The sequence below is a fragment of the Acinetobacter sp. V89_4 genome (assembly GCF_029967875.1).
Taxonomy (GTDB): domain Bacteria; phylum Pseudomonadota; class Gammaproteobacteria; order Pseudomonadales; family Moraxellaceae; genus Acinetobacter; species Acinetobacter oleivorans.
On sequence record NZ_JASCAI010000029.1, the window covers coordinates 90,804 to 116,168 of the forward strand.

Below are 25,365 nucleotides of genomic sequence, written 5' to 3' on the forward strand. Positions count from 1 at the left end.
TGAAATGTTGTTAGAATTTACTAAAATGCATGGCCTAGGCAATGACTTTATGGTGGTTGATCTGATCAGCCAACGCGCCTATTTGGATACAGAAACAATTCAACGCTTAGCCGATCGCCATTTCGGTATTGGTTTTGATCAACTTTTAATTGTTGAACCACCTGATTTGCCGGAAGCAGATTTTAAATACCGTATTTTTAATGCTGATGGTTCTGAAGTTGAACAATGTGGTAACGGTGTGCGCTGTTTTGCTCGCTTTGTACATGAGCGTCATTTAACAACGAAAACTAGTATTACTGTTCAAACCAAAGCAGGGATTGTCAAACCTGAATTGGGGCAAAATGGTTGGGTTCGCGTGAATATGGGCTACCCGAAATTTTTGCCGAATGAAATTCCATTCATTGCTGAACAACCAGAAGCTTTATATACACTTGAGTTAGCCAATGACCAAAACATTAGTATTGATGTGGTCAATATGGGCAATCCTCATGCTGTCACTATTGTTCCAGATGTATTAACTGCAGATGTTGCTGGCATTGGTCCGCAAGTTGAATCACATAAACGTTTCCCTGAACGTGTGAATGCTGGCTTTATGCAAATCATTGATGAAAAGCATGTGCGTTTACGTGTATTTGAACGCGGTGTAGGTGAAACCCTTGCATGTGGTACAGGGGCTTGTGCTGCTGCGGTAAGTGGTATGCGCCGTGGTTTACTTGCTAATTCTGTAGAAGTTGAATTGGCTGGCGGTAAGCTACAAATCGAATGGCAAGAAGGTGATGTGGTCTGGATGACTGGTCCAACAACTCATGTATATGATGGGCGTTTGGATTTACGTTATTTCCAAGGCTAATAGCATTACCTAAATAGAGGCCTCTTTTATTAACTAAAATGATAAAAGAGGCTTTCTTTTATATGTACAATAATATTTGATTTAATTATCTTTTACTCAAAGCCAATTTCAAAGCAAACAACACAAAAATACTGCCCGTAATCCGGTCCATATATTTCACAAATTTGGGTTGCTTCAGATAACGTGATAGTGGTTGCATAGCCAAAATTAATAAAATTGACCATAAGGTTCCAATCACCACATGAATCATCACAAGCCCCATAATCCAAGTGACAGCCGACGCTTGTGGTGGAATAAATTGTGGAAGAAATGAAATATAAAAAATACCGACTTTGGGATTAAGTAAGTTACCCAAAAAACCTTTAATAAACCAATTCTGTGAAGAAGGGACATTGGAGTTGGTTTCTTGCATGTCTGCAAGTTGGCTACGCGGTTTTAAAATCATATTCAAACCCAGCCAAGCTAAATAAGCAGCTCCCATCCATTTCAGAATATTAAAAGCTAAATCAGAAGCCATGAGCAAAGCCCCTAGACCACAAGCAACCACAATTCCCCATGCAATACAGCCAAGGCTAATACCCACTGCTGCTTGAAATGCTTTAGATTTGCCTTCAAGAGTAGCGGTACGAATAATTAAAGTCGTATCCAGACCAGGGGTAAGCGTAAGTAAAGTAATGGCAATTAAGTAGGGAATGAGTATGGTAGTCATGACAGCAGGGTTCCGACGAATACTTAAAGTGAAGTGTAATATATAAGGTAATGAGTTGTGGCGTTGTACGATCTTAAATTTCCTGAACAACTACTTTTTGATACACTGAAAAAATAAAATGAGCAAATAAATGGAGAGCAATTTGGATTTTGCATTACAGCTGCTCTCAATGTGGTTAAAAGAAAGAAAAATTCAGAACCATTCTGAGCACACGCTTACAGCTTACGAAAGAGATGTTAAAAGCTTTCTTGAGTTCTGCGAACTCAAACAAATAGATTTAAGAAATATTGAAGCTTCAGATTTACGTGAGTATTTGGCCCAGCGTGTTGAGCAAGACCAGTTAAGTTCAAGCAGTATGCAGCGTCATCTCACTTCAATTCGCCAGTTTATGAAATGGGCTGAACAAGGAAAATATCTAGAAATTAACCCTACTGATGATTTTAAGCTTAAACGTCAGCCTAGACCCTTGCCGGGTATGATCGACATAGAAACGGTTAATCAAATTTTAGATCAGCCTGTGCCTGAAAAACCAATTGATCAGCAATTGTGGTTAAGAGATAAAGCCATGCTCGAGTTACTTTACTCAAGTGGTTTGCGTCTGGCTGAACTGCAAGGCTTAACAATTAAAGATATCGATTTTAACCGTCAACTGGTACGTATTACGGGTAAAGGAAATAAAACCCGAATTGTACCATTTGGGAAAAAGGCGAAGGAAAGCTTATTGAATTGGCTGAAAATTTATAAAATCTGGAAAGGCCATTTTGATCAAAATGCTTCTGTTTTTATTTCTCAAAGAGGCGGTGTGTTAACCCCACGGCAAATCGAAAAGCGTGTAAAGCTTCAAGCGCAAAGAGCAGGTGTGAATGTAGATTTGCATCCTCATTTATTACGGCATTGTTTTGCTAGCCATATGTTATCAAGTAGTGGTGATTTGCGATCAGTACAAGAAATGTTAGGCCACAGTAATTTGTCTACGACACAAATTTATACGCATATCGATTTTGATCATTTGGCACAAGTCTATGATCGAGCTCATCCGAGGGCACAAAAGAATGAATAGATTGAAGAACGATCTTAATAATAAAGTTGATTAAAATGGCAAGTCTTATACGAATGTAGACATCATTTGTTTTTTTTTAGAAATTTGTTTAAGAGAAATAGGGGAAATAGTCAAATTGACCATTTTGATCTTGGGATATTTTGTCGGTACCCCTCAGTCAAAAACATCTAATCTCGATTATTTTAAGGCGATCTTATGTTTCTGACTAATAAGCTAAATAAGATAAAAAGATAATAAAAATCAATATATAAAATAGAGTGTAAAAAGAACGAAATAGCACCGAATAAGGCATAATATTTTTTTTATGAACTGATGGTTTCATTTTTTTTGTGCTGTTCTGGAAAATTGTGACTTGACCGAAATGCCAAACACATTGCAAGATAGGGTACCTAAAAAATTTTAATTGAAGAGTTAATATACTTTTCTCAACATTTACTTTTGCTAGAACAGCCGAGGATTACATGAAGGCTCTTGTTGCTGTAAAACGCGTGGTTGATGCCAACGTCAAAGTTCGTGTTAAGCCGGACAATAGTGGGGTTGACCTAACTAACGTTAAAATGTCAATTAACCCATTTTGTGAAATCGCAGTGGAAGAAGCGGTTCGCTTAAAAGAAAAAGGAACAGTAACAGAAATCGTTGTTGTTTCTGTGGGTCCTAAAGAAGCTCAAGAACAAATCCGTTCTGCAATGGCTTTAGGTGCAGACCGCGGTATTTTAGTTGAAACCACTGATGAAATTGGCGCTTTAGAAGTTGCTAAAATTTTAAAAGGTGTTGTTGACGCTGAAAAACCAGAACTTATCCTTCTTGGTAAACAAGCAATTGATGATGACTCTAACCAAGTAGGTCAAATGCTTGGCGCATTATTAGGTGCTGGTCAAGGTACATTCGCTTCTGAAGTGAAAGTTGATGGCGGCAAAGTACAAGTAACTCGTGAAGTTGACGGTGGTTTACAAACTGTTGAACTGGCACTTCCAGCAATCATTACAACTGACTTGCGTTTGAATGAGCCACGTTATGCAGCATTGCCTAACATCATGAAAGCTCGTAAGAAGCCACTTGATACTAAATCTCCTGCTGATTATGGCGTTGCAGCTGGTACTAAGCTTAAAACTGTTAAAGTTGAAGCTCCAGCAGAACGTAAAGCTGGCGTACAAGTGAAATCTGTAGATGAGCTTGTTGAAAAATTGAAAAATGAAGCGAAAGTGATCTAATACGGAAGGATAAAATCATGAGTATTTTAGTTATCGCTGATCACAACAACCAAGTACTTAACGGTGCTACTTTAAACGTTGTTGCTGCAGCACAAAAAATCGGTGGTGATATTACTGTATTAGTTGCTGGTTCTGGTGCTCAGGCAGTTGCTGATGCTGCTGCTAAAGTTGCTGGTGTAAGCAAGGTTTTACTTGCTGACAATGCTGCTTATGCAAACCAGTTAGCTGAAAACGTAGCTGCCTTAGTTGCCGATTTAGCTAAAGGTTACAAATACGTATTAGCTGCTTCTACAACAACTGGTAAGAACATTCTTCCACGTGTTGCTGCTCTTCTTGATGTAAGCATGATCACAGACATTATTTCTGTTGAATCTGCAAATACATTCAAGCGTCCGATTTATGCAGGTAACGCGATTGCGACTGTTCAATCTGACGAAGCAATCATTGTGGGTACAGTTCGTGGTACAGCATTTGATCCAGTAGCTGCTGAAGGTGGTTCTGCTGCGGTTGAAGCGGTAAGTGAAGCGAAAGATGCAGGTATTTCTCATTTTGTATCTGAAGAAATCGTTAAGCTTGATCGTCCAGAATTAACTGCGGCTCGTATCGTAGTTTCTGGTGGTCGTGGTGTAGGTTCTGGTGAGAACTACCATAAAGTACTTGATCCATTAGCTGACAAGCTTGGTGCAGCACAAGGTGCTTCACGTGCGGCAGTTGATGCGGGCTTCGTACCTAACGACTTCCAAGTGGGTCAAACTGGTAAAATCGTTGCGCCTGACCTTTACGTTGCTGTAGGTATTTCTGGTGCGATCCAGCATTTAGCTGGTATGAAAGATTCTAAAGTTATTGTTGCAATCAACAAAGACGAAGAAGCGCCAATCAACAGTGTTGCTGACTACTGGTTAGTTGGTGATTTGAACACTGTGGTACCAGAGTTGGTAAGCAAGTTGTAATTTACAGCTTGTCACTTATTCGAAAAACGCCCTTGTGCTATAAATAGCCAAGGGCGTTTTTTATTTAGATCATCATTATGAATATTAATTATTCCGCTTCCCTAGAGGCCCACCAATTACATCAATCACTTGTAAGATTGGCACGGGCAGATATGGCACGAGATTATTTATGTATTCGTTCGAAAAATCAGCATGGGCTGTCCAATATTAAAGTTAGTCAGTTGCACATGGGATTTATTTTATATGGGCAACAGCAATTAAATCTTCAAACAAAACAAATCAATTTTAGTGCCGGTGATCTCTATATTATAAAACCCGATACGGTTATCGATGCAGTTAATCTACCTGACCCTATAACGGGTGAATATCTCACTATTCTGGTGCCTATGTGTGACGAAGTCATTCAAGCTGCACAAATGATTTGGGCTAAGCCAGTTGTAGACAGAACTGAAGCAATATTAAAGTTTTCAATAGATGATTTCGCTACATCTTTAGCTGAGTGGCAAGCGGCTTTATTTAATCATGATGTGGTGAAAGCACGTTTATGTATTACCGCTATACTTGTACAGTTATGCCAACAGCATTGTTCAGATGTGTTAATTGTACCTCCACCTAAATTGACAAAAATCATTCATGATTGGGTAATAGAGAATCCACAGCACCATTGGCAGTCTAGTGAGTTTGAAATGCGATTAGGTTTGAGCAGTGCGACACTGCGCCGTAAGCTTAGCCATGAAGACACATCCTTAAGAGAAACGATTACCCATGCACGGCTTACTTTTGCACTTGAGTTGTTGTATTCGAAAAAATTACCTATGAAAACTATTGCAGCAAAATCGGGATACCAGTCTGTTGCTATTTTTCGTGATCGCTTTATAGAGCGTTATGGTATAGATCCTACTGTTCTAGCTGCTGAATAAGTCAATTTGAGCGTTTCTTATCGCTTATTGAGCGATTTAAATAGATCAAAACCAATAGAGTTAAAGTATGAAAATACGAAGGACTCTATGATGAAATCATTAAAATCACTAACGATATTATTGCTACTGAGTGCCAGTACAGTTATACATGCAGAACAAACGCCAAGTGTACATCAAGTCGATGGTTACTTTTTACAACCAGTAGGCAACCTTAAGGTAACAGCATTGTTTGATGGGGAACTGGGACTGCCTCGTAGTGATTTACTAGGTATTTCAGCTGAAAAAGCCAATCGACTGTTTGCAGAAAACTTTGTTCCTGTAGATGAGCATAATCAGATTGTCACAGATTTCTCTGCCTATCTTGTTCAAACACCCACACAAAATATTTTAATTGATGCTGGCACTGCAAAATGTTTTGGTCCAACCTTGGGTCATGTACGTGAAAATTTAAAGAACGCAGGCGTACAGCCTGAACAAATAGATACCATCTTGATTACACATGCCCATCCTGATCATTTATGCGGTATTACACTCGATGGCAAAATGGCTTATCCAAATGCGAAGGTTTATCTAGCTAAAGAAGATGTCGATTTTTGGACATCATCTGCAAATGAAGCAAAAGCTAATGATTTTTTTAAGCCAATATTTAAAATGACGAGAGATGCCTTACAGCCATACCAAAAGGCAGGGCAACTCGTCGCGTTTACCAAAACCTCTTTTAACGTACCGAATGTTCAACTCATCGTTACTCATGGTCATACTGAAGGTCATTCTTCATATTTGGTAGATGGACAAAACGGTCAAAAGTTTTTAGGTCTTGGCGATGTTGTACACTATGGTGCAGTACAGTTTCCTTATCCTGAAGCAAGCTACAAACCTGATACTCACTCGAATCAGGCTATAGCTGTTCGTAAAAGTATTTTTGAACAAGCTTATAAAAACCAATGGTGGGTGGGAGCTGCGCATGTTGCTTTTCCTGGTATTGGGCATATTAGTAAAAATTCAAAAGGATATCAGTGGATTCCTGCTCAATATCGGCCTACAAAATGATATTTCAAACCTATTATTAAAAGAATAATGGGTTTACAACAAGACAAGTATGTTGAAGCTAAATATTATTTATTTTGGCTAATAAACTAAGTTTTGTTTTTAAGATTAGATGAAAAGTGCTCTAAAGAGAGCACTTTTGTGTTGTCTATATTTTGGTCGAACTGTTGAGTTTTAAGAAATACATTTAAAACTAGAATTCTCTAATTTTAACTTATTAATTCTAATGAAATTTTTATTGTAAAAAAATGCTATTTTCAGATTGCTAAACTCCCAGTTAACGAGCAGTTTGTGCTATACTATACAGCTATATTTTTTTCGATTTTAGTTCAGTTTTCAGAACTAAATTTTTTGCAAGATCAAGACATATTAGCAGATGGAAATTTCTATCTGTAAGAAGGAGTATGCATGAGCGTATCGGAAATCCGACCGATTGCCATTGAGGATGAACTCAAGCATTCATATTTAGATTACGCAATGAGTGTAATCGTATCTCGTGCATTGCCGGATGTGAGAGACGGTCTGAAACCTGTTCACCGTCGTGTGCTATTTGCCATGCACGAATTGGGCAATGACTATAACAAAGCCTACAAGAAATCTGCACGTGTTGTTGGGGACGTAATCGGTAAATATCACCCTCATGGTGACTCAGCTGTTTATGAAACTATTGTACGTATGGCTCAGGATTTTAGCTTACGTTATTTATTGGTAGATGGTCAGGGTAACTTCGGTTCAATCGATGGTGATAGCGCGGCTGCAATGCGTTATACCGAAGTCCGTATGACTAAGTTAGCGCACGAGCTTCTTGCAGATCTAGAAAAAGACACAGTTGACTGGGAAGATAACTACGACGGATCTGAGCGTATTCCTCAGGTGCTTCCAACACGTGTTCCTAACTTGTTAATTAATGGCGCTGCTGGTATTGCCGTAGGTATGGCAACCAACATGGCACCGCATAACATGACAGAAGTTGTGAATGCATGCTTAGCCTATGCTGACAATCCGAATATCTCGATTGAAGGATTGATGGAATACATTACTGGTCCTGATTTTCCTACTGGCGGTATTATTTACGGTAAATCAGGCATTGTTGATGCTTACCGTACAGGTAAAGGCCGACTACATATTCGTGGTAAGTACCATTTCGAAGAAGATGAAAAGACAGGCCGTACAACCATTGTCTTTACTGAAATTCCATATCAAGTCAACAAGGCAAGAGTTATTGAACGTATTGCCGAGTTAGTTAAAGAGAAAAAACTTGAAGGTATTTCAGAGCTTCGTGATGAGTCTGACAAAGACGGTATGCGTATTGCGATTGACTTGAAACGTGGTGAAAACGCAGAAGTCGTTGTAAATAACTTATTCTTAAATACACAGCTTGAAAACTCATTCAGCATCAACATGGTTTGTCTTGATAACGGACAACCAAAATTGATGAATCTGAAAGATATTATTGCGGCATTTATTCGTCACCGCCAAGAAGTAGTGACACGCCGTACCATGTTCGAATTACGTAAAGCACGTGAACGTGGTCATATCTTAGAAGGCTTAACTGTTGCTTTAGCCAATATTGATGAAATTATTGAAACCATCAAAACTTCTGCTAACCCAGCTGAAGCGCGCGAGCGTTTACTAGCTGGTGAGTGGGCTGGTGGTGGCGTTATTTCTTTACTTGAAAAAGCTGGCGCTATTTCTGTTCGCCCAGATGAAATCGAAGGTGAAAACCCAGATCGTCCATTTGGTCTAACTGAATCAATTTACCGTTTATCACCAACGCAAGTGGGTGCAATTTTAGAATTGCGTTTACATCGTTTAACGGGTCTTGAGCAAGACAAATTACATGCAGAATATACTGAAATTTTAGGTCAAATTGCTGAACTTACGGCAATTCTTAATGATTTCAATTTATTGATGGCTGTAATTCGTGAAGAATTAGCGCAAGTACTACAACAGTATGGTGATGGTCGTCGTACAGAAATTATTGAATCACGTATTGATTTTAGCCGTGAAGATTTAATTCCTGAAGAACAAGTTGTATTAACGGTTTCACAAACAGGTTATGCAAAAACTCAACCACTTTCAGACTATCAGGCTCAGCGCCGTGGTGGACGTGGTAAGTCAGCAACCTCAATGAAAGATGATGACTTTATTCAACATCTGATTGTTGCTTCAAACCATGCGACTGTACTCTGCTTTACTAACGTAGGTAAAGTGTATCGTCTTCGCGTATTTGAAGTACCTCAAGCATCACGTGGTGCTAAAGGCCGCCCGATTGTAAACTTGTTACCTTTAGATGCGAATGAAACAGTTACAGCTATCTTGCCGTTAACTGAATTCCCAGAAAACCATTATGTATTTATGGCGACAGCTTCTGGTACGGTTAAACGTGTTGATTTGGAGCAGTTTGCTAACATTCGTTCAAATGGTTTACGCGCAATTGAACTGAATGAAGAAGATACCTTAATTGGTGTTGCGATTACTGATGGTAATCAGCAAATCATGTTGTTCTCGAATGAAGGTAAGGCAATTCGTTTTGCAGAAACCGACGTGCGTTCAATGGGCCGTACTGCTAAAGGCGTCCGTGGTATGCGTGTTAGCTTTGCAAGCAGCACTTTAAGTGAAGAAGATGCAGAAGTTGAAAATGATGAATCTGATGACAACGAAGATTCAGCAGATTTAAATGTCGTAAGTCGTATCGTATCACTTGTTGTTGTTCCTGAAACGGGCGAAGTGCTGTGTGCGAGTGCCAATGGTTATGGTAAACGTACTCCTGTAAATGACTTCCCAACCAAAAAACGTGGTGGTAAGGGCGTTATTGCGATTAAGACAAGTGAACGTAATGGTGAGCTTGTAGGTGCAGTATCTATTGATGAAAGCAAAGAACTGTTGCTTATTTCTGATGGCGGTACATTAGTTCGTACGCGTGCTGCTGAAGTTGCAATGACGGGTCGTAATGCACAAGGTGTTCGTCTGATTCGTTTAAGCGAAGAAGAAACTTTAGTGGGCGTTGTGTCTATTGAAGCTGTCGAAGATGAAGAAGAGTTTCTCGAAGGAGAAGTTGATACTTCAGAAGTAGATGGTGAAGATGCAGTTTCTACGAATGACGATGTGTCAGAAGAGTAAGTGTTAATTAAATAAAAAAGGAAGCGTAAGCTTCCTTTTTTATTGGGTTATTTATTTGTTTGAGTGGAAGATAAATACATCATAATTTCGATAATGGAGTGTTTTAACAGATGGATCTTTAGTCGCAAAATTATGAGGTTGACTTACGACAATCAAATCTTGCTTTTGCGTTAAAGCATCTTGAAGCTGTTGCTCACTCCATAAGTATTTTTTGCGTTGTGGTTCAAACAATAAACCATCTTTAATTTCTAAAGAAGCACTATCTGAATGTACTGTATCCCATTGATTTACAATATATACAGGCTGTTTTAGCTGTAAAAGGAAAGGCACATCATAGAAATAGTAATTGTAGAAAACTATTTTTGTTGATGGTGTCATATATTCAGAAAAACTCGTTTGTCCCACATTATTTTTGGTATCTAAAATACGAACGGCGAAGGGGACTGAACTACATAGAACAATTAAACTGATAAAAATATAGTTCAAATAGTTTAATTTCTGCGTTTTATATAACCAGACTAGAGCCAGTGGAAGCACAACTAATAGTAAGCCAATGATATAAATAAATACCGCTTGGTTTTGGAAAAAGGGTTGATGTGCACGCATGAAATGCGGTGTAGCAGCAATACCTATTCCGACAAGCATAATAAATATAGGTAAACCCCAAACCTGTAATTTAGTTTTATATTCACTTTCAAGTACTTGGTTGATAACAAGAGCCAAGAAAACAGCGAGTGGAGGCACAGCTGGTAAAATATAGCCAGCTAGCTTAGAAGGCGGAATAGAGAAGAAAACCGTAACAGAAATAAACCACCATATAAGCAGGGCCAGTAAAGCGGACTTCTTGTAATTTTGAAATACGGCTTTAATAGATCCAAATCTACTCGACAGAATCCATGGTAAAAAGCTGAACATTAAAATAATGAGATAGAAACACCATGGTTGCTTATTATTAAACTCTTTTGAGCTAAATCGACTAAATTGTTGGTCGATAAAGAAATAATGCAAAAATTGAGGGTATTTAAGTTGGACTGCATAGAGCCATGGACTAACCAATAATATAAATAACAGAATCCCCAAAGGGTTAAGCAATGAAGGGATTTTTTTCCATTGTTTGGTGTAAAGCAACCATGGTAAGAGAATCATGCCGGGAATTAATACACCAATCAGGCCTTTACTTAAGAACGCAGCCGCACCTGCAAAATATCCTAAAAATAAAATAGATTTACGCGCTGAAATTGTGAAATCAACAAAACATAAAACACTGACTGTAATCCATGAAGCAAGCAGGAGGTCATGGTTAATATATTCACTACTACCAAAAAACAGTAAATTGGTGCCTAAAATAATGGCAGTAAGTTGTGCTATACGTTCTGAAATGTGCTTTCTAACGAATAAGAATAGGCTGACGAGCATGAGTGTAGCTGCTAGCACTGGAACTAATCTCAATACCCAAATATGCATACCGAACAGTTCCATAAATATAGAACTTAACCAATGTAATAGAGGAGGCTTATGCATAAATGGCAAGCTATTGATACGGGGAATCAACCAATCTCCCGACTCAAACATAGATCGACTAATGTCTCCGTAGCGTCCTTCATCTGGCACAGAGAGAGGTCTTATCCAAGACAAAACAAACAACCAAATCGGTAAAAATATTAATAAGAATTTGGAACTACGAAGCCATTGCTGCATACATAATCCTTAATGTTGAAATGCAAAAAAACGGTTAAGCAAGAAAGTCACAATTGAAGTCAGGACAATAGCCACACAAACCAATGTTGAAACAGGGGCGCTGAAATACAGATTAGAAAGTAAGAGAAAACTCTCATTGAATAAAAAACCTAATCCAGCGACTAAGGTAAATTTGGGTAGTGTGTGTCGATGAGAAATATGCTGGGCTTTAAAAGTAAAAATACGATGCCCAAAATAGCTCACCCAATAGGCAAGTAGAAAAGCGACTAAATTGGCATATTGCAATGCAATGTTTCGTTTAAACAAGAGCATGACAATACTGTAGTGCGTAAGTGCCGCCGCGGCCCCAGTCGTGGTAAACCGCGCGAACTGAAAAATATGTGCAAACATTAGAAACTAGAGAACGTATTTTCTGAGTGAGTGATTGAGTGTTCTTGCTTAATACGAGAATGTTCGGTTGAAACAATATATTTAGGTCGATTTTTAACTTCTGCATAAATACGGCCAATGTATTCACCTAAAATTCCAATGAATAACAATTGAATACCACCTAATAGTGTCATACCTGCTGCAAGAGTTGCCCAACCTGGTACAGAAATTCCTTCAATCAGGGTTTTAATAATGATCCAGACACCGTAACTCATAGCGCCTAAAGCCAACAGGGCACCTAGATAAATACAAATTCGTAAAGGTAAATCTGAAAACCCAGTTAAACCCGACATTGCCAGATTGAATAATGACTTTACGTTAAAACTAGAACGACCATGTTGACGATCTTGCTCGGAGAAATTAATCCCGATACTTTTAAAACCGACCCATGCATAAAGGCCTTTCATATAGCGATTTTTTTCTGGTAGTTGTTTAATCGCTTCAACAACTTTTGCGTCAAGAAGTCTGAAATCACCAGCATTTTCAGGAATATCAATAGGAGAGCTTAAGTTTAAAATACGGTAGTAACCTTGAGTTAAGGTCCGTTTGAGCCATGATTCAGTAGTACGATTACGAATGCCATAAACCATGTCATAACCATTTTTCCAAAGGTTAATCATGGTCGGTATTGCTTCAAAAGGATGTTGAAAGTCAGCATCAATGAGAAGCGCAACTTCACCATTTACATGGTCTAAACCTGCGCTTAAAGCAGCTTCCTTACCAAAATTTCGTGATAATTCCAGCACAACTAAAGGATAATCTTCGATCATTGTTTGCAAGATCGGAATGGTATCGTCCTTACTGCCATCATCGACCACAATAATTTCATAGCTAAGATTTTGTTGCTTTAAGCTGTTTGCTAAAGCTGGAATAAATGTCTTTAAATTCTCTGCTTCGTTATAAGCGGGAACAACGCAGGATAAAAAAGGTTTTGTGCTCATTGCATTGCCCCTAGTCTGGTAAGGTGGATGCCATTTTTCTGGCAATCAAGAGGGAACTGATCAGAAGAAAAATATTGGTATTCTTGGATACGTGCATGCTGGATTGGGTCTTGCTCACTTGGTGTAGAAAGTGAGGGATGGCACATAATCAGTAAGTGGTCTTTTGCTTGAGCAAGCCAATATTGATTCAGTTCGGCATAATCAGTTTGTTTAAAGTCGTAGATACCAGCGAAATATTCATTTTGGCTAAACTGGTAATTTTGGCACGCCTTTGCTAAGGCATTTGAGCCAAGTGCAGAAAGCATATGAGTTTTAAAACGATAATGGGGTAGATAAATTGGATGTTGTAAATTACGTATCCAACCAGTGAAATTTTTCTCTTTTAAAAGCTGTAGCAAAATATCCCGTATAAACGGAAATTGATGAACATGTTGGTGTCCATCAATAAAATCGGGTTGTTTTCCCATGACTGAAACAAATGCATCCCATTGTTCTTCAATACACTGGGTAATTAATTCACGGTTAAGATTTGATGACCATGCGCGAAACATGAGTGCAGGTAATGAGAAAACCGTATTACCTGAAGTAAACGCATAAGTGAAATTTAAGTGTAAGCCAATATCAATTTGATTCGAGAAAGGTTTGAGTTTGGCAGCAGCTGTTTCCCAGAGTTCAGATTGAGTCATACATGAGGTCGCTTGCAGTGCTCCTCTTTCAATTAACTGAATAATTGCATTAGATATCTCTGCATTCATTGCAAAGTCATCTGCGCAATAACATACCTTTGCCATATCAAATTCCGTCATAGAGCAGGGTAGCAGAGTTACCCTTTTAGGCTGCTGAAAAACTAAACAGTTTTACTATGGAGAAATTTTCTTAATTTCAACTTAAAGTTTTTTTAAGGTTTTATGACAATTGTTACCAATTAATAATTTGAATTTATTGGTTTTTTTATATTTTTATGGTCAATAGTTTTTAAGGAATGACTTTTAACTATCAGATTTTATAGTAAATAAAAATATAATTTATGCTCCAAGTTTAGAAAACTCTTCACTTGGAGGTTTTTAAACGTGAATATGCCCAGATTAAAAAAATAAGACCGATTGTCGCAAGAAATATCAGTTTTGGTACAACTGTGGCTAAAGGAACACCCATCTGGTTAAGTTGCACAAACATTTGTACCCCATGTGTTGATGGTAGACACCACGCAAACCATTGTAACCATTCAGGCATTGCTTGATGTGGCCATGCAGCACCAGTTAATAAGAATAGGGGTACAGAGCTAAACACAATAATATGTCCAGCACGTTCTGGCATATCTAAAAGTGAACCAATCAACATACCTAATCCAATCACACAACTAATGAAAATAGGAACAGCGACTAGTAAACCAGTGAAGTTTCCACCGTGTGGATAGTCGTTGAACCACAACGTAAAACCAAAAAGATAAAAACTACTTAAACAACCAATAGTAAATATACTTGCGAAAATTCCAGCGAAGCGAACAGCTGTAATTTTTTGGTGTTGCTCACGGTAGCTTGCAATCAGCATCGCTAAACCTAACACAATGGTTTGATGGATAATTAAAGATGCAACAGCCGGAAAAATATAACTTCCATAGCCTGAAAGGGGGTTAAATAAAGGGACCTGATGAATAGAAAGTGCGGGTTGGAAATGTGTGCGCTCTCCAAATTTTTCGACATATTCTTTTAATGTGGCCTCAATAGATGTAGCAAGACCTAGCCCAATTTCTTTAGTTTTTAAAAAGTTGGTTGTACTTAAGTATAAGCCAATTCCACCAGTTTCTCCGCGTCGTAAGCTTTGCGTTAGGTTACTTGGTAAAAGTAAAATACCATCGGCTTTTTGTTCACGAACCATTTGTTCTGCTTGTAAGAAATTGCTTGTAACAGTAACAATATGAACATGCGGACTATTTGCACTTTGACCGATTAATTGAGACGTTAGGAGGCTTTGTTCTTCATCAACAATCACGATTGGAATTGATTCAGCCCGCTCAGCTTTATAGGCGGTCGGGTAAAAAAAACTATAAAGAATGACCGATAAAATCAGAGTTGTGAAAACTGAACTGTTTCCTACAATATCTTTAAAAGTTTGCAAATATGCCTTTAAAAACTCTTTCATTGTGCTGCTCCCTGAATTAGTTTTTTAAGAAGCAGACAACTTAAGAAGAAATAAATAAGGCAATAACCCATAAGTATTAAAAATGGAGTGATTGAAATGAAAATTGGACTTCCAATGACCCATTGTTCAGTTTGCAGTTTGGCATAAGGGGTATAGGGAATAATAAGTGACCAAAACTTAGTGAAAATCGGTGCATTATTTAAAGGCAGGGTAACGCCTGCAAAACTTAAAGATGACCCACCATAAACGGCAATAAAGCCAAAAGTTTTGCTTAAATTTTTGGTTGCTAAAATCACTGTGCTGCTAATCAAAGCATAGGCAAAATAAAGTAGGAATTGTGCGCATAGCAATAAACTAAGAGAACCCGCTACAAACCAGCCTCGGATTTCGACTAGCCAAAACATCCATAACCATGTCCAGAAACAAAAAATAAGACTATAGAGTAAATTTTTAGCCAATAAGCCTTGAATAAAACTTTCTCGGTTTACCCACTGGGTTAATGTGCCACGTTTCAGTTCTTGTCCAATGGCAAAGGCAACACAGCAGCATAGCAATAGATGCAATACAGCAGGAACCATGAAGGGTTCTAAATAAAACTCATAGCTCATGCTTGGGTTATAAAGCGTTGAGATTTTGACATGAGCAGTAGGAACATCTAAATAGGGGATATTATTTGCGAGATAACTTTGGCCTGCATAGTCTGCTAAAGCATTGAGGGTGCTGACCAACATTGCTGAAGAAATTGTATTACCGACACTAAAAAAAGACTGGTTAAATGCAATGCTGATTTGAGCATCTTGGGCTTTCACAAAACGCTTTTCGGCGCCGTCTGGAATGAAAACATATCCCCATATTTTGGTTTCATTGAGTAGTTGCTCCGCTTCTGTGGAGCTTGCCGTAACTGTTTTAATATCTACCGTATGATTTAACGAAAGATACTTTTCAATATTACGGCTGAGTTCACTTTGGTCCTGATCAATAATCGCAATTGGTAAGTGCTCAGCTTTACCTGCGTAAAACATGCTGCTAAACATAAAAATGATAAAAGCGGGGATGAGTGTCACCATACACAAATCCCATTTGTTGCTTTTTAGATAGTTTAGTTCACGTAATATACTGGCAAACATGCTTTATTTTTCTTCTTTAATTTTAAATAGAACACTCATCCCAACTTTTAAATCTTGCACTGGACGCTCAGGCACAAGATGCAGTTTAAAGCTGCGAATATCATAGCCTCCAGTTTGGCGAGTCGTTTTTATGGTGGCAAATTCACCTTCAGCATCTATATTTTTAATTTTAAAATTCACATTCTGATTAAGTGCTGGAATGAATCCTTCAAGGGTTTTATTTTTATAAACAGAGGTATATTGATTTTCACCCACGTTTAAGCTTACCCATAAATCATCATCTTCTAAAATGCTGACAACAGGTACACCCATAGCGACTAACTCAGAAGGTTTGCCATAAGTTTTTGAAACTGTACCTGAAATAGGAGAGAGTAAACGTGTTTCTTCCTCTAGTGCTTTTGCTTCACCTACAGCTGCTTTTGCAATTTCAACCTGTGCATCTGCTGTAGATTTTTGTTGGCTCGTACTGCCACGTTTTGCACGAGCATATTGTTGATAAGAAGCTTCACTTAATTCTTGAGCAGAAGTTTGTGCTGCGAGCATTTCATCTCGTCTTTGCCGCGAAATGACACCTTGTCTATATAAATTTTCACCACGTTGGTAAGTGGTTTTTGCAAGGTTTGCTTGTGCTTTTGTGCTTTGCCAGTTGGCATAAAGTGTATCGATATTCTCTTGTTGAGAACCACGATCTACCGTAGATTGAAATGCTAAAGCAGATTGTAAGGTAGCCAAAGCTTGTTGCTTTTTAGCTTCTATTTCCGGGCTAACTAAACGAACAAGTGGCTGGCCTTTGGAAATTTTCTGGCCTTCTTGTACATAAATTTCTTCAATACGACTCGGAACTTTTGTGCTTACGTGAATAGTTTCGGCTTCAACTCGGCCTTGTAGTTCAATAGGCTTTGGCTGATAACTTTTCCACAAACCAAAAATAATTAAACCCAATAGGGCAATAATGATTACACCAATAATCAGTTTAATTTTTGAATTTTTAGGTGGTTTGGAGTCACTTTTATTTGTGCTTGATTCTTGATGATCACTTGCTTGATCATCTTTTTGAACTGGGTTGTTTTCTGCCGTATCCGCAACAGGAGCATCTTGTTCTGAATGAGCTGAGTCTTGATTCATTTTATACTCCCCTTAACGAATATAGTCGGTATGTGGTTGATTAACGTAAGCTTTAAACTGGTCAATTGAGCCGTGACTTTGTAGTAAAGTCGCGAGTGACATGACATATTTATAAGCATTTAAAGCCATTTCAGTTTTTAACGCGCTTAATGCATTTTGTGCATCAATTACTTGGGTTGCTGTACCCATTCCTTCACGGAAAGAAAGCTCTTGGATACGTAGGTTTTCTTGAGCGGCATTTACGTTTCTTTGTAAGAGCTGATGACTTTGTTGAGCAGAGTTAAGTTCGTTATATGATTTATTCAAAAGAGCTTCAATCTCTTGTTTAGTTCGTTCAGTCATGAGTTCAGAGGCATAGCGCTTCAATTCGGCAGCGTGAATATTCTTATTTTTATCTACACCTGAAAATAGGTTGTATTTTGCCATTACACCGACAATCCAGTTTTCATTTTTATCGAGAGCATATTCACCAAAAGCAAAAAGACTTGGTTTTTTTGCAGCTTCCTGAGCTTGAATATTTACATTAGCCAGTTGAGTATCCATCTGCATTTTTTGTACAAGGCTAGATTTTTGCGAATAACTGCTTAAAAGTGATTCTAGAGACTGGCTTGGGGTGTTATTTACAAATAGTGGCGTACTTAAATCTACATTATTTTGTTGATGTAAAAGATTATTAAGGCTAAAGCGGCTGGCGTTTAAGTTGGCTTGAGTATTTTGTAAAGTACGTTCTGCATTATTACGAGCGACTTCAAACTGCATGCGTTGCCCTTTACTAATAAATCCTTGTTGTTCGAGCTTTAGGGCATTGCTGTAATGTTTCTGCATCGCATTAAAGTTAAATAAGCTACTTGCGACCAGCTGCTGCTGTAATTGAACATTGAAATAGCTTTGTACCACTTCAAACCGCTGTATATCTTGTTGTTGCTGGCTTGAAAGCTCTGAACGCTGTGCTTGGATATTTGCTAGTTTTTTTGCACTGCTGGTTAAACCACCTGTATAGAGTGGCATAACGACCGAAATAGAAGGGCGTACTACCTGATCTTCAATGGTCAGATTCGCATAATCTGGAAATCGGTTAATACCATCATGGATGGTTTGATTGGCGCCTTCTTGAACTTGTCCCAGCACATCCGATGGAATGACATTGTTCCACTGTGAAAGCTTGTCATTGAGTCCTTGACTTAAATCATTCTCAAGTTTTTGTTTAAAAGAGCCAAGAGGTACATCTGTTTCACTATGAAAAGCATATGCTCTCACATTTAAATCAACTCGAGGTAATCCGAGGCCCTTTACTGCTTCAGCTTCTAATTGAGATGCTTGCTGTAATGCTTGGTTGGCTTGAGTACTATATGAACTTTTCAAAGCTTGTTGTTCTGCTTCTGCATAACTTAAGCTTTGGGCATATAAATGATTAGTGAAAAAAAAGCCTAAAGCCAAAGCAAGATGTTTAGGTTTAAATGAAAAGGGAAAAATAGACTGTCTATATCGATGTGCTGGCATTTTAAATAACAATTTCTGGCATCCCTTATAGTTTAAATTTCTTGTTATTAAATTCAATTATCATATTGTTTATTATACATTTGTATAAAAACATTTTGATTTTAGCTCCTTTAATTATTGAATTTACTAAGCCAATATTTTTTCTAATATCTATCAAGGTATGTGAAATTATAATCACAAGTCAAGTTGATCTTTTTGCTTAAAAATCTTTTTAAACTTGGAAGGCAGTAATTAAAAGTAAGTAAATAACGGCACTAGTAATTGAAAAAATAAACTTAAATACAGTCCAGCATTGAAATATTTACTTGAGAAGCTGCTGCAAGCTTAAGCAATCTGTGGTTAAATGCCATTTTTATTGTGTTTGACTTTATACAAGGGAAAAATCATGCGCGCGTACAATTTCTGTGCTGGTCCTGCTGCATTACCTACTGCCGTTTTAGAAAAAGCTCAACAAGAATTGTTGGATTGGCAAGGTAAAGGTCTATCCATCATGGAAATGAGTCATCGTAGTGCTGACTATGTTGCTGTGGCTGAAAAAGCTGAAGCAGATTTACGCAAGCTAATGAATATTCCAGAAAACTATAAAGTACTGTTTTTACAAGGCGGTGCGTCATTACAATTTTCTGCGATTCCTTTAAACCTTTTAGGTAAGAACAGTAAAGCTGATTATATTGATACGGGCATCTGGTCTGAAAAAGCATTAAAAGAAGCAAAACGTTATGGCGACATTAATGTTGTAAATGCTGGTATTAAAGTAGATGGTAAGTTCGCAATTTCTGAACAAAGCGAATGGAATTTATCTGACGATGCAGCCTATGGACATTATGCGGATAATGAAACGATTGGTGGCTTACAGTTCGCAGGAATTCCTGATGTAAAAGCTCCACTCGTTTGTGACTATTCATCAAGTATTTTATCTGCTCCATTAGATGTGACCAAGTTTGGTTTAATCTATGCTGGCGCACAAAAAAATATTGGTCCTGCTGGTTTAACAATTGTCATTATTCGTGATGACTTACTTGATCAAGCTAAACCAGAAATTCCAAGCATTTTAAAATATGGTGATCAAGCGAAAAATGGTTCTATGGTAAATACGCCATCGACTTACGCTTGGTACTTGTCTGGTTTAGTATTTGAATGGTTACTAGAGCAGGGTGGGGTAGATGCTATCCATAAAGTTAACCTTGAAAAAGCTCAGTTGTTATATGGTTATATCGATTCAAGCGATTTCTACAATAACCCGATTGCAATTCCGAACCGTTCAATTATGAATGTACCTTTTACCTTGGCAGATGAAGCTTTAGACAAGCAATTCTTAAAAGAAGCTGAAGCAAACCATTTGTTGAATTTAGCTGGACACCGTTCTGTAGGTGGTATGCGTGCAAGTATTTATAATGCTGTACCATTAGAAGGCGTACAGGCTTTAATTAGCTTTATGGATGATTTTGCAAAACGTAATGGTTAAGCAAATCAAATAAATAAAGCCCTCAAATGAGGGCTTTATTTTTGAATAAATTTTATAAACTAAAAAGGCACTAAACCAAGTTGGTGCATGAATATGGCAGCTAAAAACATACCCAATACAAAAAAGCAAAACGCACCAGTATCGACCTTTACGCGCAGGCTACTAGATTGAATGAGGCTGGTAGTTTGTTCGGGTATAATCTTCATTCAATAACCTAATTATTAAAATATTAGTGAAATTCAATTAGTTTCACCCTTTTTAGCACAAATAGTCGCCTGAATCCAGATATTACCGCGAATATATTCGCCAATATTAAAGTTTTTATACAAATCGTTTTTGGTCGCAATGCGCACTAATATGGCAGGAAGATCATCTTCTAAAACCAAAGTGACATCATAAAGGGTATATTCTGCCCCCATAAATGTCATAGAAGTTTTGCCAACAATATTACCTTGGAACCATGCTTCATCTTCTTGACCAAGATTTTCGCCATATAAATATGCGACCATTTTAGAAAAATCAACAGTTACAGGTTCTTGATCTTCTGGGGTTTTTGGCTGCCATTCATTAATGAGTTCCTGCAAATTTTCAGGAGCAATACCATTATGTTCAGTCAAAATTGCATTTAATGCACGATGATGTTTAATTGAAGCTGGGTCATCAACAACAATTTTCTCACCTGCTGGAACTGGTTCTAATTCATAAGCCCATGCATTAAATTGAACTTGATAGTTTTGGTTTTTGTCATATTGACAAGCGTTAACGCTAAATAAATTATCAAACGCATAAACGGTTGTATTTTTATTTAGTCTTAAACTTAACACGGCTTGCGTTGCAGAGTCACAAGTAATGATACGTTCAATTTTTGCATTATATTGATATGGGCTTTCAAAACTTGGAAAGGCTGTTTTGAGTGCTCGAGGCTTTTGGTTTTCAACAGCAATAATCTGGTTGATTGTAACTTTTTGGTTTTGTGGGCCTTGAATCAACCAAAAAGATTGATCCATATCTTCTTCATGTTCGCATAAGCCCATCGGCATTACAGGTGCATCAAGTGCTAGTCCTAACCATTTTGGTACATCTGTTTCAGGATGGGACGTCAATAGATTCCAATGTTCGCCATGACTACCAAAATTTTGGTCATTTACTTTAATTACTTCTGGACTGTTTTGATTTTTCATAAGCACGATGCTGTTGGGTTCACATTACTTGTTATATTAAATCGAGGGTGTTTACTATTTTTCAAGTCATCATGTGTAAATTCTCTTGTAAAAGCACATATTTAGTCATTTAAAGAGAAATGCGGCTTCTATTCATAAATTAAAAGGAAGCTTCCTCTATAAAAACTTGAATGTTGAAATTAAAAATAAGTTTAATGTTTATTTCTACTCACCTTCGAAAAGCATCTGTTAGACTTAGATTTTTAGTGGAAATAGAGAATAACGTGCTGCCATTTAAGCTATGGGTAGACGCAGACGCCTTACCAAAAATTTTACGTGAAGTAATTTTGCGTGCATCAGATCGTTATCAATTAGAAGTTATTTTTGTTGCCAATCAAAATGTTGGGATTACACCTTCTGTTCGTATTAAGTCAATACAAGTTTTAAGTGGTGCAGATCAGGCCGATAAAGAAATAGTTGATCGTATGACTGAAAATGACATTGTCATTACGCAAGATATTCCACTGGCAGCTCAAGTGATCGAGAAAGGAGGCGTTGCTATTCATCCGCGTGGTGAAGTCTATACAACTGCGAATGTAAAAGCACGTTTACATCTGCGTGATTTCATGGATACGCTTCGTGGTGCGGGTGTGCAAACTGGTGGACCACCGCCTATTTCCGAGCGAGATAAGCGTGAATTTTCAAGTTCATTAGATCAAACAATTTTAAAGCAAAAACGTAAAACAGCTAAGTGAGCATCACATGCCATCGCAAACCAATTTGGCTTTAACCTATGCCTTATTAGTGTTCATTTGGGCAACCACTCCATTGGCTATTGTTTGGAGTGTGTCTGATTTACATCTGATGTGGGCATTGTTGTTACGCTTTTTTATTGCATTGCCTTTGGCTGTCATCATATTACTGATTTTAAGAACACCTTTTCCGACTCATCGACAAGCAGTTCATAGCTACATTGCCGGATCTTTTAGCTTAATTGGCTCCCAAATTTTTACTTATACCGCAACCCAATATTTAAGTTCAGGCATGATTGCACTTATGTTTGGCTTAGCACCTATTATGGCAGGGCTTATTGGTCGGTTTGCATTTGGCCAACAACTTTATAAGCTGCAATGGTTGGGTATGGCAATTGCGGTCAGTGGGCTAGCGATTATTTGTTTGAGCGGTGCAAATCAGCATGTGCATCCGTTTGGTATTGTCCTTATGCTGATCAGTGTGTTTGTTTATTCTTTTTCAATTTTCTGGGTTAAGAAAGTTAATGCTCAGATCCAGCCGATGGCTCAGGCAACAGGTTCTATTTTAGTGTCTTCTATTTTTGCTAGTTGTTTTATTCCATTTATTTGGCAATATGCACCGACACATTTACCAGATGCTAAATCTTTATTTGCCTTAATTTATACGGTACTCATGGCTTCTTTAGTCGCCATGTTTTGTTATTTCAAACTTATACAAAATATTCAGCCAACGACTTTATCTTTAACGACAGTAATTACACCAATGTTAGCGATGATGATTGGAGCTGCCTTAAATCATGAACAACTTTCGATTATGGTTTTTGTAGGGGCTTTAATTATCTTGTCTGGGCTCTTTTTATATTTCTATAAAGACATTCAGGCAAACCGGAACTTTGCTCAACATATGAAGTCTAAATAGGAGAAGATTTGGGTAATTTGTTGAGCTTATTCATTAAATTGTTCTAATTCGTAGCGAAATGCATGATCAAATTGATCTCCTAACTTAAGTAGTAGAAAATAGCGCAGCAATATAATATTAGGATTGTTAAGGGAAGATCAGAACTTACTGATTTTTAAACCTTAATACAGCATCTAACGATATGGCCAAATAGTAAATGTGAATGTAATTTGACATTGGCATCTGCTATTTCCCATCAATCACCTTGGATTTAGAAGGTATGTTTAAACCAATCTCACTGTATATAGGGTTGAGATATACTCGCGCAAGACGCAGTAATCATTTTATTTCTTTTATTGCATTGGTTTCGATGGTCGGTTTGACACTAGGTGTCGCAGTGCTGATTACGGTACTTTCTGTAATGAACGGTTTCGATCGTGAATTGAAAAACCGTGTTTTGGGAATGGTGCCGCAAGCGACAGTTTCATCTACACAAATCCTTACGGATTGGCCTGAACTGGTAAAACGAGTTGAACATCATCCACATGTAACTGGGGTTGCACCTTTTACCCAATTGCAAGGTATGTTAACCGCGCAAGGGCAAGTCGCTGGTATTATGGTGACGGGTATTGACCCAAAATATGAAAAGAATGTTTCTATTATTCAAAATCATATTGTTGCCGGAAGTCTAGATTCACTTAAAAAGGGTGAGTTTGGTATTGTGCTTGGTAAAGATATGGCTGATTCATTGGGCTTACGTCTAAATGACAGTGTGACATTGGTTTTACCTGAAGCAACGCCATCTCCAGCCGGTGTTGTACCTCGTTTCAAGCGTTTTAAAGTGGTTGGTATTTTTAGTGTAGGCGCTGAAGTCGACTCTATGGTGGGTTATATCGCCCTATATGATGCTTCAACCTTATTACGCCTACCTGATGGTGCTCAAGGTGTTCGTTTAAAACTAGATGATATTTTTGCTGCGCCACAAGTTGCCGATGACTTGGTAAAAAGTTTACCAAGCAATTTCTATGCAACGAACTGGACCTATACGCATGGCAATCTGTTTAATGCCATTCAAATGGAAAAAACACTAGTTGGTTTATTGCTTGTACTTATCATTGTGGTTGCAGCATTTAATATTGTTTCGTCGTTAGTCATGGTTGTGACTGATAAAAAATCAGATATTGCCATTTTACGTACATTAGGCGCTTCGCCATCAATGATTACTAAAATCTTTATGGTGCAAGGCACCGTGATTGGTGTGATTGGAACAGTTGCTGGTACAGTTTTAGGTGTAATTTTAGCTTTAACCATTAGCGATATCATTTCATGGTTTAACAATGTGTTGGGCTTAAATCTATTCGATGCTTACTTCGTGCATTACCTTCCTTCTTATTTAAGATGGCAAGATGTGACGATTATCGTGATTGTTTCTTTACTTTTAAGCTTCTTGGCGACTATCTATCCGGCGCTTCGTGCTGCCAAAGTTCAACCTGCCGAGGCACTGCGCTATGAGTAAAATTGTTTTAGAAGCGAAAGAAATATATAAACATTTTGATGACGGTAAATCTAAGGTTGAAGTTATTAAAGGTCTTTCTTTACAAGTTGAAGCAGGGCAGTTTGTTTCGATTGTTGGTGCGAGTGGCTCAGGTAAAAGTACTTTGCTTCATGCGTTAGGTGGTCTAGAACAACCAACACAAGGACAAGTATTTTTAAATGGTCAACGTTTTGATAATTTAGGTGAAGCCGAACGTGGTTTTCAACGTAACAAATACCTTGGTTTTGTTTATCAATTCCATCACTTATTACCTGAGTTTTCTGCGCTTGAAAATGTGGCAATGCCTTTAATGCTTCGAGCAGACAGTCAATATAAGTCGGTAAAGGCACAAGCTGAATATTTACTAGATCGAGTGGGATTATCTCACCGTATGGATCATAAACCTGGTGAACTTTCAGGTGGTGAGCGTCAACGTGTGGCTTTGGCACGTGCTTTAGTCACTAAACCTGCCGTAGTTTTAGCGGATGAGCCAACGGGTAATTTGGACCGTAAAACAGCTGTTGGTATTTTCGAATTACTGACTGATCTTAAGAAAGAGCTCAATATGGCTATGCTCATTGTGACCCATGATGAGCAGTTGGCTCAGGCAGCAGATTCAATCTTGCATATGGAAGATGGTCTTTGGGTAAGCGGTTCTTAAAAAATTGTCATTAAATCACATTGTTAAAGCCCACTCAGTTGGGCTTTAATTTTGCCCCTAAAA

Annotated in this window: 23 protein-coding genes and 1 pseudogene; 12 read left to right on the plus strand and 12 right to left on the minus strand. The window is 38.0% G+C overall.

From position 1 onward, the window contains the following. The first annotated feature begins 4 nt into the window (after positions 1-4). Positions 5-850 carry a diaminopimelate epimerase gene (dapF, locus tag QLG01_RS16270; RefSeq protein ID WP_016140226.1) on the plus strand — a complete coding sequence of 282 codons (846 nt, stop codon included), beginning with the start codon at positions 5-7 and terminating at the stop codon, positions 848-850. An 85-nt stretch (positions 851-935) separates the two neighbouring features. On the opposite strand, the gene QLG01_RS16275 is transcribed toward dapF, so the two are convergent. Further along, positions 936-1,559 carry a LysE family translocator gene (locus QLG01_RS16275; RefSeq protein ID WP_282496947.1) on the minus strand — a complete coding sequence of 208 codons (624 nt, stop codon included), beginning with the start codon at positions 1,557-1,559 and terminating at the stop codon, positions 936-938. Positions 1,560-1,728: 169 nt separating this feature from the next. Here QLG01_RS16275 and xerA point away from each other — a divergent pair, with 169 nt between their 5' ends. The 6 genes from xerA (at position 1,729) to gyrA (ending at position 9,870) form a co-directional block, all read left to right on the plus strand. After that, a complete protein-coding gene (xerA, locus tag QLG01_RS16280) occupies positions 1,729-2,619 on the plus strand; it encodes a site-specific tyrosine recombinase/integron integrase (protein ID WP_282497028.1) in 891 nt (296 codons plus the stop codon). A gap of 461 nt (positions 2,620-3,080) precedes the next feature. After that, a complete protein-coding gene (locus QLG01_RS16285) occupies positions 3,081-3,830 on the plus strand; it encodes an electron transfer flavoprotein subunit beta/FixA family protein (protein ID WP_005307637.1) in 750 nt (249 codons plus the stop codon). A 17-nt stretch (positions 3,831-3,847) separates the two neighbouring features. Further along, entirely contained in the window at positions 3,848-4,780 is a 933-nt protein-coding gene (locus QLG01_RS16290) for an FAD-binding protein (protein WP_004790587.1), read from the plus strand. A 77-nt stretch (positions 4,781-4,857) separates the two neighbouring features. Continuing rightward, complete coding sequence (locus QLG01_RS16295) at positions 4,858-5,700, plus strand: AraC family transcriptional regulator (protein ID WP_282496948.1); 843 nt, start codon at positions 4,858-4,860, stop codon at positions 5,698-5,700. A gap of 90 nt (positions 5,701-5,790) precedes the next feature. Beyond that, a complete protein-coding gene (locus tag QLG01_RS16300; RefSeq protein ID WP_151988345.1) occupies positions 5,791-6,750 on the plus strand; it encodes an MBL fold metallo-hydrolase in 960 nt (319 codons plus the stop codon). Between the two features lie 405 nt (positions 6,751-7,155). Next, complete coding sequence (gene gyrA / locus QLG01_RS16305) at positions 7,156-9,870, plus strand: DNA gyrase subunit A (protein ID WP_004790593.1); 2,715 nt, start codon at positions 7,156-7,158, stop codon at positions 9,868-9,870. 51 nt (positions 9,871-9,921) lie between these two features. Here the strand turns inward: gyrA and QLG01_RS16310 are convergent, their stop codons facing one another. The 8 genes from QLG01_RS16310 to QLG01_RS16345 all read right to left on the minus strand — a co-directional run bounded on the left by QLG01_RS16310 (position 9,922) and on the right by QLG01_RS16345 (position 18,832). Beyond that, positions 9,922-11,568 carry a glycosyltransferase family 39 protein gene (locus QLG01_RS16310; protein ID WP_282496949.1) on the minus strand — a complete coding sequence of 549 codons (1,647 nt, stop codon included), beginning with the start codon at positions 11,566-11,568 and terminating at the stop codon, positions 9,922-9,924. 9 nt (positions 11,569-11,577) lie between these two features. After that, entirely contained in the window at positions 11,578-11,958 is a 381-nt protein-coding gene (locus tag QLG01_RS16315) for a GtrA family protein (protein WP_151827763.1), read from the minus strand. Next, a complete protein-coding gene (locus QLG01_RS16320) occupies positions 11,958-12,938 on the minus strand; it encodes a glycosyltransferase family 2 protein (RefSeq protein WP_282496950.1) in 981 nt (326 codons plus the stop codon). The genes QLG01_RS16315 and QLG01_RS16320 overlap by 1 nt, the downstream gene beginning before the upstream one ends. Next, the gene (locus QLG01_RS16325; RefSeq protein ID WP_282496951.1) at positions 12,935-13,729 is read right to left on the minus strand and encodes a ChbG/HpnK family deacetylase; all 795 of its coding nucleotides are present in this window, start codon (positions 13,727-13,729) and stop codon (positions 12,935-12,937) included. Before QLG01_RS16325 ends, QLG01_RS16320 begins: the two co-directional genes overlap by 4 nt. Before the next feature lie 259 nt (positions 13,730-13,988). Then, positions 13,989-15,080: an ABC transporter permease gene (locus QLG01_RS16330; protein ID WP_151768767.1), complete on the minus strand. Its 1,092-nt coding sequence runs from the start codon at positions 15,078-15,080 to the stop codon at positions 13,989-13,991. Then, positions 15,077-16,207, minus strand: coding sequence for an ABC transporter permease (locus QLG01_RS16335; RefSeq protein WP_192455047.1), 1,131 nt, complete (start codon positions 16,205-16,207; stop codon positions 15,077-15,079). The genes QLG01_RS16330 and QLG01_RS16335 overlap by 4 nt, the downstream gene beginning before the upstream one ends. Before the next feature lie 3 nt (positions 16,208-16,210). Next, complete coding sequence (locus QLG01_RS16340; RefSeq protein WP_282496952.1) at positions 16,211-17,332, minus strand: efflux RND transporter periplasmic adaptor subunit; 1,122 nt, start codon at positions 17,330-17,332, stop codon at positions 16,211-16,213. A gap of 12 nt (positions 17,333-17,344) precedes the next feature. After that, positions 17,345-18,832: a TolC family protein gene (locus QLG01_RS16345; RefSeq protein WP_282496953.1), complete on the minus strand. Its 1,488-nt coding sequence runs from the start codon at positions 18,830-18,832 to the stop codon at positions 17,345-17,347. Positions 18,833-19,217: 385 nt separating this feature from the next. On the opposite strand from QLG01_RS16345, the gene serC reads away from it, so the two are divergent. Continuing rightward, positions 19,218-20,297 (plus strand): 3-phosphoserine/phosphohydroxythreonine transaminase, encoded by a 1,080-nt coding sequence (gene serC / locus QLG01_RS16350; protein WP_282496954.1) that lies wholly within the window; start codon positions 19,218-19,220, stop codon positions 20,295-20,297. 59 nt (positions 20,298-20,356) lie between these two features. Here serC and QLG01_RS16355 read toward each other — a convergent pair whose 3' ends face one another. Further along, positions 20,357-20,503: a hypothetical protein gene (locus QLG01_RS16355; RefSeq protein WP_004790612.1), complete on the minus strand. Its 147-nt coding sequence runs from the start codon at positions 20,501-20,503 to the stop codon at positions 20,357-20,359. Positions 20,504-20,536: 33 nt separating this feature from the next. Next, on the minus strand, positions 20,537-21,478 hold the full coding sequence (locus QLG01_RS16360; RefSeq protein WP_004790613.1) for a hypothetical protein: 942 nt from the start codon (positions 21,476-21,478) through the stop codon (positions 20,537-20,539). Positions 21,479-21,723: 245 nt separating this feature from the next. Here QLG01_RS16360 and QLG01_RS16365 point away from each other — a divergent pair, with 245 nt between their 5' ends. Then, positions 21,724-22,212, plus strand: a complete 489-nt coding sequence (locus tag QLG01_RS16365) for a YaiI/YqxD family protein (protein WP_014207405.1) — start codon at positions 21,724-21,726, stop codon at positions 22,210-22,212. A gap of 7 nt (positions 22,213-22,219) precedes the next feature. Continuing rightward, on the plus strand, positions 22,220-23,128 hold the full coding sequence (locus QLG01_RS16370; protein ID WP_282496955.1) for an EamA family transporter: 909 nt from the start codon (positions 22,220-22,222) through the stop codon (positions 23,126-23,128). Positions 23,129-23,157: 29 nt separating this feature from the next. Here the strand turns inward: QLG01_RS16370 and QLG01_RS16375 are convergent. Further along, positions 23,158-23,262: pseudogene (locus QLG01_RS16375) on the minus strand (PilZ domain-containing protein); the annotation flags it as partial. 125 nt (positions 23,263-23,387) lie between these two features. On the opposite strand from QLG01_RS16375, the gene QLG01_RS16380 reads away from it, so the two are divergent. Beyond that, positions 23,388-24,623, plus strand: coding sequence for a lipoprotein-releasing ABC transporter permease subunit (locus QLG01_RS16380; RefSeq protein WP_004790618.1), 1,236 nt, complete (start codon positions 23,388-23,390; stop codon positions 24,621-24,623). After that, entirely contained in the window at positions 24,616-25,302 is a 687-nt protein-coding gene (lolD, locus tag QLG01_RS16385; protein ID WP_005307591.1) for a lipoprotein-releasing ABC transporter ATP-binding protein LolD, read from the plus strand. Before QLG01_RS16380 ends, lolD begins: the two co-directional genes overlap by 8 nt. Positions 25,303-25,365: the final 63 nt, after the last annotated feature.